The 9628-nt window shown below is 34.8% G+C and carries 10 protein-coding genes; 8 read left to right on the forward strand and 2 right to left on the reverse strand.

Annotated features, from left to right (window positions below; genetic code table 11):
- The first annotated feature begins 5 nt into the window (after positions 1-5).
- The 6 genes from ABJI11_RS05390 (at position 6) to ABJI11_RS05415 (ending at position 5521) form a co-directional block, all read left to right on the forward strand.
- Positions 6-1946 carry an alpha/beta fold hydrolase gene (locus ABJI11_RS05390; RefSeq protein WP_348350124.1) on the forward strand — a complete coding sequence of 647 codons (1941 nt, stop codon included), beginning with the start codon at positions 6-8 and terminating at the stop codon, positions 1944-1946.
- 33 nt (positions 1947-1979) lie between these two features.
- Positions 1980-2705, forward strand: coding sequence for a DUF2490 domain-containing protein (locus tag ABJI11_RS05395; protein WP_348350126.1), 726 nt, complete (start codon positions 1980-1982; stop codon positions 2703-2705).
- 28 nt (positions 2706-2733) lie between these two features.
- Positions 2734-3369, forward strand: coding sequence for a hypothetical protein (locus ABJI11_RS05400; RefSeq protein ID WP_348350128.1), 636 nt, complete (start codon positions 2734-2736; stop codon positions 3367-3369).
- A 151-nt stretch (positions 3370-3520) separates the two neighbouring features.
- A complete protein-coding gene (locus ABJI11_RS05405) occupies positions 3521-4114 on the forward strand; it encodes a superoxide dismutase family protein (protein WP_348350130.1) in 594 nt (197 codons plus the stop codon).
- A gap of 74 nt (positions 4115-4188) precedes the next feature.
- Positions 4189-4725 carry a sigma-70 family RNA polymerase sigma factor gene (locus ABJI11_RS05410; RefSeq protein WP_348350132.1) on the forward strand — a complete coding sequence of 179 codons (537 nt, stop codon included), beginning with the start codon at positions 4189-4191 and terminating at the stop codon, positions 4723-4725.
- A 1-nt stretch (position 4726) separates the two neighbouring features.
- Complete coding sequence (locus ABJI11_RS05415; RefSeq protein WP_348350134.1) at positions 4727-5521, forward strand: anti-sigma factor; 795 nt, start codon at positions 4727-4729, stop codon at positions 5519-5521.
- A 268-nt stretch (positions 5522-5789) separates the two neighbouring features.
- Here ABJI11_RS05415 and ABJI11_RS05420 read toward each other — a convergent pair whose 3' ends face one another.
- Positions 5790-6836 (reverse strand): VOC family protein, encoded by a 1047-nt coding sequence (locus ABJI11_RS05420; protein WP_348350136.1) that lies wholly within the window; start codon positions 6834-6836, stop codon positions 5790-5792.
- Positions 6829-7533, reverse strand: coding sequence for a glycosyltransferase (locus ABJI11_RS05425; protein WP_348350138.1), 705 nt, complete (start codon positions 7531-7533; stop codon positions 6829-6831). Before ABJI11_RS05425 ends, ABJI11_RS05420 begins: the two co-directional genes overlap by 8 nt.
- Positions 7534-7743: 210 nt before the next feature.
- Between ABJI11_RS05425 and ABJI11_RS05430 the strand changes: the two genes are divergently transcribed.
- Together ABJI11_RS05430 and ABJI11_RS05435 are read left to right on the forward strand one after the other, a co-directional pair.
- Entirely contained in the window at positions 7744-8532 is a 789-nt protein-coding gene (locus tag ABJI11_RS05430; protein WP_348350140.1) for a DUF547 domain-containing protein, read from the forward strand.
- A gap of 122 nt (positions 8533-8654) precedes the next feature.
- Positions 8655-9628, forward strand: a 974-nt coding sequence (locus ABJI11_RS05435; RefSeq protein WP_348350142.1) for an MMPL family transporter, incomplete at its 3' end; no start/stop codon positions are given.

Raw genomic sequence — 9628 nt, forward strand, 5'->3', positions numbered from 1 at the left:
TTATTATGAAAAAACTACTCGCTTGTTTTGCCATAGCTCTTATTTGGAGTTGTACCGAAAAAAAGGAAGAACCTAAGGAAGAGCAAAAAGAGATGGAAATCTCTAAAATTCCTGATCAGTACTCCATTAAACAAATGATGGACAATGAAGCTATTTCCGGTGGTAGTTTTTATCATAATAATTCTAAATTATTGGTCTCTAGCAATAGATCTGGCATTTACAATATGTACAGCGTTTCTACAAAGGGCGGAGAATTAATACCGATAACGCAATCAGACAGTGCATCAATCTTTGCTATTTCTTATTTCCCTAGAGATGAGCGCATACTTTTTAGTATGGATGGTAATGGCGATGAAATCTATCATATTTACGTACGTAACCTTAATGGAAGCCATACGGACCTTACTCCTACAAAGGGTGCAAGGGCTAGTTTTGAGGGTTGGGCAAAGGATAAACAAAGTTTCTTTTTTACGTCTAACAAAAGAGATTCTAGATACATGGACCTCTATCAGATGGATTTCCTTAACTATTCACCAAAACTTGTTTACAAGAATGAAGATGGGTATGATATTGGCAACCTTAGCAAAGATCAAAAATACCTTACCCTGACAAAGTCATTGAATACAAATGATTCTGATTTATTCCTGTATGACCTTTCTGCAAAGAAAAAAATCAAGATCAATAAAACGAAAAGTGCCAATAGCAGTCAAGATTTTTCTCCTGCAGGTGATGAACTTTATTACACTACAGATGAAGGCAGTGAGTTTTCATACTTAATGAAATATAATATTGCTACGGGTAAAACCGATAAAGTGATTTCACGCGACTGGGATATTTTAGGAAGCTATTTTACCGAGAACGGAACCTACTTGGTTACCTATATTAATGAAGATGCAAAAAATACCATAGAGGTAATGGATGTTGCCACTATGAAAAACATTGATTTACCGGCTTGTGATGCCATGGCAATAACAAATGTAGATTTTTCAAATGATGAAAAATGGATGCGTTTTTATGCTGGTGGCTCACATACCCCAAGTAATTTATATGTTTATAATTTAGAAACGAAAGAGCAGAAGCAATTAACAGATGTACTGAATCCTGAAATTAAAACTGAGGATCTTGTTGCTGCAGAAGTTATTCGCTACAAATCTTTTGACGAAGTAGAGATACCTGCAATTTATTACAAACCGCACCAAGCAAATGCTAATGCAAAAGTACCTGCACTTGTATGGGTTCACGGAGGACCAGGCGGACAAAGCCGTCAAAATTTCAGTTCTTTTATTCAATACCTTACCAACCATGGTTATGCCGTACTAGCAGTAAATAATAGAGGTAGCAGTGGTTATGGAAAAACGTTTTATCAAATGGACGATTTAAACCATGGTGATAAAGATTTAAAAGATTGCGTAGAAGGCAAAAATTGGCTTGCGGCACAACCAGAAATAGATGCCGATAAAATAGGAATTATAGGTGGTTCTTACGGTGGTTATATGACTATGGCCGCATTGACCTATACTCCAGAAGAATTTGCCGTTGGGGTAAATTTATTTGGCGTTACCAATTGGATACGAACACTAAAGAGTATACCTCCATGGTGGGAGTCTTTTAAAGATGCTCTTTATTTAGAACTAGGCGATCCGTATAGTGCAGACTCGGTTCGTTTAAAAGAAATATCACCTCTTTTCCATACTGATAAAGTGACCAAACCCTTAATTGTTTTACAAGGTTCACAAGATCCACGGGTGCTACAAGTAGAATCTGATGAGATTGTCGCAGGTGTAAAAAAGAACGGAGTTCCCGTAGAATATGTGCTGTTTGAAGATGAAGGACATGGTTTTGTCAAAAAAGAAAATCAAATAGAGGCATACAGCAGGGTATTAGATTTTTTAGATTTGTATTTAAAGAAAGATAAAGCCACCCCGATCAAGGCGGATGAAAAATAAATCTAAAACTAGAGTTACACCTTAAATTTAAGAATGAAGAAAGTTATTACGTTACTGGTATTATTAGCAACATTTACGCAAACCAATGCACAAAGTGATTTAACAGGACAATCTGCTTATGGCAGCTGGTTCATGTATTTTGGCACTAATAAAATAGCTGATAAGTGGAGTATACATACTGAAGCTCAGTTTAGATACTACGAAACAGCATCAAACTTTAATCAATTACTGCTAAGAACCGGGGTGAATTATCATATCAACCCCAATGCAATTGCCACTTTAGGTTACGGATTTATTGAAACCGACCCAACGTTCAGTGAATTTGACGTTATTGGGGGTGATGCCCTCATCAAAAATAACTCTATTTCTGAACATCGCATATTTGAGCAGTTTATTCTTAAAAATAAAGTGTGGGAATTTAATTTCGAACATCGCTATCGTTTAGAACAGCGGTTTGTTCAAAATAATTTTTCTGGAATCACTAATACATTGCACAGAGCGAGGTATAGAATTCAAATGACCTTGCCCCTAACCGATATTTTTTTCTTGAATTTTTATGATGAAATTTTCATTAACCTACAAGACGATGCTTTTGGTCAAAACCGAGCATACGCAGCTTTGGGAGTGAATGTTACCGAAGATTTAAGTATGCAATTTGGGTATTTAAAAAATCATTTTAGTGAAACTAATTTTGATCGTTTTCAAGTTGGCTTATTTTATAATACTGATTTGCGTGGCATTTTTAAAAAGAAGAAGTAAATTTATACTATAATTAAAACACATTATCATGAAAAAAATAGCACTTACATTCGCTAGTGCACTTTTAATTGTTTTTGCAAGTTGTAAAGACACTAAAAAAAGTGAAGAATCTAAAAGCGTTGAAGCTACAAGCGAAGCAACTGAAATGTTCAGCTTAGTACAAGATTCAACAAAAGTAAGTTTTACCGCTTACAAGACAACAGATAAGGTACCTGTTGGCGGAATGTTCAAAAAGATAAACTTTACAAAAACCAATAGCGGTGCAACTGCTATGGAAACTTTAAACGGAACTGAGTTTAGTATTCCTGTTAGTAGCTTATTCACTAACGACCCAACGGGAACAAGAGACCCTAAATTATTGGAATTTTTCTTTGGAGCACTAAAAGATACTGAATTGATCTCTGGTGTTTTTAAAGCTGACGGAGACAAAAGCTCTATTGATGTTACCTTGAACGGAGAAACACAAAACATTCCGCTTGCATACGAAATGAACGGTGATGATAAAATTACATTTACAGGTACTATGGATTTAGCAAACTGGAATGCTATGGACGCCGTTGCTTCTATAAACAAAGCTTGTGAAATTTTACATACCGGTAAAGATGGTGTTAGTAAAACATGGAGTGAGGTTGCCGTTAAAGCAGAGGTGCTATTGACAAAATAAATAGATTAATTTTTACTTTATAAAAGGAGGAGCCTATGAGCTCCTCCTTTTTTTTGCCTTTAAAGACTAAAAGGATTGCTCATATCATGTAACTATTTGATAGTAATTGATTTAAATTATAATTTAACAATTCATAACAAATAAAAACAAGATGAAAATATTAAAAATAGAAATAGCACTATTGGCACTACTAGCTGTCTTTAGTTGTAAAGAAGTAAAAAAAGAAGCATCTGAAGCCAAAGAAGAGGTTGAAGAATTAATGGACGAGGCTAAAAATGAAATGGATGAAGATGAAACTACCATTAAATTTATGCTCGAACCTAAAAGTGAGAGTGATGTAAAAGGTGAAGTAACATTTACCCAAGATGATGACGAGGTAGAAATGGTAGCCATGCTATCTGGTTTGTCTGAAGGTGAGCATGCCATTCATATTCACCAAACAGCCGATTGTACTGCAGCAGACGGATCTTCTGCAGGAGGGCACTGGAACCCAACCAATGAACCACATGGTAAATGGGGTGCTTCTGAAGGATTCCACAAGGGCGATATTGGTAACTTTACCGCTGATGCCGATGGTAATGCAAAAGTTGAATTTGAAACAGAAGAATGGTGTATTGGCTGTGATGATGAAAACAAGAATATTTTAGGCAAAGGTGTAATTGTTCACCAAGGTGTAGATGACTATACTTCGCAACCTAGCGGTGCCGCTGGTGCACGTGTTAGTTGTGCCGGTATTATTGAATAGAGTCAATAATAAATATAATAAAAGCTGTTCTTAGAACAGCTTTTTCTATTTTTAACCGATTTTAAAATTTACTTATGCAACTAGACCAGTTGGTTGATCAGTTTAGAAAGAAAGACCCCTCGGCTTTCGAAAAGCTATATGGCATGTATAGCGACAACATATGTGGTGTAATAAATACTATCATTAAGAACGATGCGCGATCGCAAGAAATTTGTCAAGATGTATTTATTAAAATATGGAACAATTGCGATAGCTATAATTCCTCTAAAGGACGATTTTTCACCTGGGTTTTAAATATTGCACGTAATGCAGCTATCGATGAAATACGCAGTAGGTCGTATAAAAATGAAAAAAAGAACCTTAGCGCAGATTACTTCGTAAATATTTTACAGAACAAGCAAGAAGAAGAAACTACTAGCGTAGACACCAAAGGAGTAAGAAACCTCGTTAAAAATTTAAAGGAAAAATGTGTTCAGATCATTGAACTGTTATACTTTAGAGGATATACGCAAAAAGATGCTGCCGAAGAATTGGAAATTCCGATCGGTACTGTAAAAACAAGAAATAGAAGTTGCATTTCCCAACTAAGGGAAAATATGGCCGTAAGATAGTATGGATGTAGAAAAATACATAACATCGGGAATTTTGGAGCTTTATATAGCTGGTACACTTTCAGAAAAAGAAAATCTGGAAATTGCCAACTATGCTAAAGAGTATCCAGAAATTCAAAAAGAAATAGAAGCAATTGAAGCAGCTGTTTTAGAATTGTCACGAAAAGCATCGCCAGGATATAACTATTCGTTTAAAGCACTAATGAATAGAATTAATGGTGACGTTAAGGTGCTAGATATCAACGAAAAACGTAGTTCTCCGTTCTTATCATACATTGGTTGGGCAGCATCCATTTTATTGGCTGTTGGTCTTTTCTGGATGTATCAGCAGAACCAAGATTTAAAATCTGATATTGAGATCGTTGAAAAGCAAAATATTGATTTAGAACAGCAAATTGCAGATACAGATTCATCTTTAGAACAAACTCAAGATTTATTAAATACGCTTCGTGATAAAAACATTAGTGTAATTTCTTTAGGTGGTCAAGCAGTATCGCCTACTTCATATGCCAAGGCATATTGGAACAAAGAAAATCAAAAGGTATTTATTGATGCAAAAGGATTACCTGAACCGCCAGAAGGTTTTGTGTACCAAGTTTGGTCTCTTAAACTTTCACCGCTTACCCCTACCAGTATGGGTCTGCTAGAAGATTTTGCTATGGATGAAAACAAAGTCTTTGCGCTGAACAACCCGAACGAATCTGAAGCATTCGGTATAACTCTAGAACCTGCAGGTGGTAGTGAATCACCAAATTTAGAGCAATTATATACACTTGGTGTAGTAGCGACTTCATAACAAATTAAAATTTAAAGTACTAAGGGCAGTTTTCAAAAACTGCCCTTTTTTTTATTATTTATCCACCATGAATTAAAGAAACTTTTTTAAATCGTTTTAGCCCTTTCAGGTATTGTAGGACTTGTTTACACTTCTATCCTATTTGAAAATAGTATAGATAGTGCCAAACGGCTTATCGTTTTTTGGTGTGTTAGAAGCTATATTTTTCTTCTTTAAAATAGGATTAATTAGAAATACCGGTAAAAGTTAAAACAGATATTGTTCTAACTTATTTATCTTTTTTTACGCGGTGTAGTCTTAAACTTTTAACCAACCATTTTGGCAAAGTTTTATGTGGATTTCTTTTTTTTAGGTTTAAGAACAATCCCACTGATTTAAGAATAGGGACTTTATGTGTTTCCACCAATTCAATTAAGGTGCCATCAGGATCTTCCATATAACTAAAATGACCGGCAGCATCGCCCATATCAAAACTGTTGGCACTGTCTACTGTAAAAGCATAATTTTGATGTTTTGCTTTTTCTCTAATTGAGCCCATACCAGAAACATCAAAACAAAGGTGAATATACCCCAAGTCTCCCCACAATCTATTTTCAAATATTTTAACCGGAGTTCTATCCAAAACCTGAATAAGTTCTAGTTGTGTAGGACCTAGAAGGTCTCCAAATCCGCCAACAGATTTTTGTTCTTGCGAGATAATTACCCTTCTATATTTTTCTTTTTTACTGTATTTTTCTAGTGTTTCAACATTATCATAAGCTATCATCGTATACCCTAGCATTGTACTATAAAACTTGATTGAAGCCTCTATATTACTAACGCCAATTACAGCACCTAGCACTCCCCCATTTCTTGAAGATTCTTTACAAAAAACGTAATGATCTTCAACCATTTGCACTCGATTACCAAAAGGATCGGTGAAGTAAAAGTAAGAATCATAAGACCGTGTGATTTCTGAAAGATGCGAAATCGTAATACCTTTTAAATATGAATGCATGTCAGTCAGATTTTTACATCTAATTTTCATGGCATAAATGCCTAAATCCCCAAATTGGACGCCTTTGCTTGGCGGTTGAGGAACTCTATCCTTAAATTGCCAAATTTCTAAACCTCCGCCACCAGTCATATTTAACGATAAATAAGCTTCACGTTTCTCTGCATTACCATCGGTGTATTTTGTCATTAAGGCGGCAACTGCCTCATCTTCAAATAACAGAATATTAAAACTTAAATGCTTTCTATACCAGTTGAAAACTTTTTTAACATCGAGAACTCCTATCCCAATTTGTTGAATTCCGTTTATAATCTCATCCATTATATGGGGTACGTATCAATTTATTATGTAGCGTTTTTAGTTTCTTGCCTGGATATCCAAATTTAAACAGTACTACCAAAAGAAAATTAGAAAGATTTACACGTAGATAAGAGTTAGACTCATATTTACGAGCAGAGACGATTAAGTCATTTTTAACGATAGTATAAGGTATATTCCCTTTTTTCATCCGTCTGAAAAACTCAAAATCCTCCATTAGAACCTGCTCTTCATCAAACTTTCCTAAGTTATTAAAAGCTTCTCTTTTTATAAAGAGACATTGATCACCACCACCGGTAAATAACCCGTCTTTAGCAGTAAATGCTGCGTTCACGCGTAAGTACCATGCATCTTTATCAAACTTATACGAAAAGAATCCTGCTTCATATCCATTTTTTAAACTATTAAAGATATCATCAATGAATCCGCTAGGTGGCACTACATCAGCATGTAGAAAAACAAAAACATTGCCTAATGCTATTTTAGAAGCTTCGTTCATTTGAGCTGCCCTACCTTTATTTTCACAGTGTAATAGTTTGACTTTTTCGCTACAATCTAAATTTTCGATGGTATCTGAATTACCGGGAGATACTGCTACTATAATTTCCAAAAGTTTTTCATGCTCTAAAAAACAAGCGATTTTAAAGAGCCGTTGCAAATTATTAAATTCGTTATGTGCCGGTATTATTATACTTATCATAGAAATGAACAAGGAGTAGCGATTATAAAATAGGACTACTACCCAAAAAATTTAAGTTAACGCCTTATCTACGCAAATTGCATAAAATAGTTTTATATCTCTGCTAAAATTTAAGAAAAGGTTAGCGTAATCAATTATAAACAAATGCGACCAAGGTTTCACAAACCTTTTATCCGCTATTACGTAGATAAGGTAATCTAAAGCAAAACTATGAAATTTAAAATCTCTTTTCTTGTAACTATATTGGCTATATTTTTTATGATAAAGACGGATGTACAAGCACAGGTTGAAACAAATTCTGATACTGATTTCAATGAATTATCTGAAATTTTCTTAAAACGTATCATTGACAAAAAAGACACACAAGAGCTACAAGATATTTTAGCGAACACGACTATAACAGAATTAGACAATGCGCTAGACACCAATGATAAAAGATTGGCTTTTTGGCTGAATATCTATAATGCCTATATACAAGTCATTTTAGAAAAAAACCCCGAATTATATGATGATCGTGGCACCTTTTTCAAACTAGAGCAGATTAAAATTGCCGGTGAAATGGTGTCTTTCGCTAAAATTGAACACGGTATCATTAGAAAATCGCAATGGGAATATGGTTTGGGTTATATACGCAAGTGGTTTCCTGGTAAGTTTGAGCGTAAACTAAGAGTCAACGACCCCATTTTCAACGTTCACTTTGCCCTAAATTGTGGCGCTAAAGATTGTCCGCCTGTTGCCATATATGAATGGGAACGTTTACAAGAACAATTAAACATAGGAACAAAAAGGCTTTTAGAAAAAACCAGCACCTACAATAGCGAAACTAATGTAGTCAAGGTTACTTCATTATTCAGTTGGTTTAGAGGAGATTTTGGTGGTAAAAGCGGTATTAAAAAAATACTGAAAGCCAATGAGATTATACCTACTACTAAAGGTGTTGATTTAGAGTATACCAATTACGATTGGACCCTATACCTTGATAATTTTATTGACCTATAGTAATTATGCTGTTGTGCGAACGATGAAGGTTTTAAAAAACTTCATCGCTCTTATTCTATTCTTTTTACCAAGGTTATCTTGAAGAATGTTAACTTCGTACAAGAATAGATTTATATTTTTCTATGAAGGTTAACTTTGGCTTTCTTAAAAAGCTTTTCATTGTACTATTTATCCTATTAGGTGTATTGGCAGCCTCTAAATTGGATGAACTCCAATTTTCTTTCGATTTTAGCCAGTTCTTTCCAGAAGAGGATCCAGATTTAGCCTTTTATGATAATTATGTAGAAGAGTTTGGAACCGATGACAATTTTTTACTTGTTGCCGTAAAAAACGATCCTAATATTTTTCAACAAGAGTTTCTAAATAATTTTAAAGCATTTTCAGAAGATAGTAAGAATTTCACCCATGTTCTGGAAAGTAGTTCTTTAGCTTCTCTCTCCTACCCGCTTAAAACCTCATTTGGGTATACAACATTGCCGATTATACATATTGACGACCCTTCTCAATACCAAAAAGATTGGGATAAGATTAAAGAAGATTCTCTTTTTGTAAACGTACTTATTGACGAAAAACGAAAATCTTTGGTCTTAGCGTTAGAGACCGAAGACAACCTAGATTACAAACAATCTGAACTTCTTTTAAATAATATTAGAACGTCATTAAAGGAGCACAATTTACCTGATTATCACATATTAGGAAGAGCTTTTTTCTATGAAGCCATTGTTGAAATGCAGAAGAGCGAAGTGCTTACCACCACCATTGTAGCCTCTATTTTGGTTTTCATAATTCTACTATTGGTTTACAGAAGCATGCCAGTAGTGCTTATATCCGTTTTTTCAATTGCCATGTCTCTTTTACTGTTTATGGGCTTATTGGGCTGGTTAGGTAAAGAATTGAATGCCATGGCTGCTTTCTACCCAGTGCTCATGCTCATTGTAGGTACATCTGATGTGATACACCTTACGGACAGTTATATCAGAAAATTACAAACAGGCACAAGACGATACAAAGCTATTACCTCTTCCCTTAAAGAAGTAGGTATGACTACCCTACTAACATCTATAACCACAGCCGTAGGTTTTGTAACATTACTTTC

It is taken from the genome of Maribacter sp., assembly GCF_039968975.1.
Lineage (GTDB): Bacteria > Bacteroidota > Bacteroidia > Flavobacteriales > Flavobacteriaceae > Maribacter.

Bases quoted from the DNA above. Each gene is read 5' to 3' on its own strand.
- ABJI11_RS05390 (WP_348350124.1), top strand. From the start codon at position 6: ATGAAAAAACTACTCGCTTGTTTTGCCATAGCTCTTATTTGGAGTTGT.
- ABJI11_RS05395 (WP_348350126.1), top strand. From the start codon at position 1,980: ATGAAGAAAGTTATTACGTTACTGGTATTATTAGCAACATTTACGCAA.
- ABJI11_RS05400 (WP_348350128.1), top strand. From the start codon at position 2,734: ATGAAAAAAATAGCACTTACATTCGCTAGTGCACTTTTAATTGTTTTT.
- ABJI11_RS05405 (WP_348350130.1), top strand. From the start codon at position 3,521: ATGAAAATATTAAAAATAGAAATAGCACTATTGGCACTACTAGCTGTC.
- ABJI11_RS05410 (WP_348350132.1), top strand. From the start codon at position 4,189: ATGCAACTAGACCAGTTGGTTGATCAGTTTAGAAAGAAAGACCCCTCG.
- ABJI11_RS05415 (WP_348350134.1), top strand. From the start codon at position 4,727: ATGGATGTAGAAAAATACATAACATCGGGAATTTTGGAGCTTTATATA.
- ABJI11_RS05420 (WP_348350136.1), bottom strand. From the start codon at position 6,836: ATGGATGAGATTATAAACGGAATTCAACAAATTGGGATAGGAGTTCTC.
- ABJI11_RS05425 (WP_348350138.1), bottom strand. From the start codon at position 7,533: ATGATAAGTATAATAATACCGGCACATAACGAATTTAATAATTTGCAA.
- ABJI11_RS05430 (WP_348350140.1), top strand. From the start codon at position 7,744: ATGAAATTTAAAATCTCTTTTCTTGTAACTATATTGGCTATATTTTTT.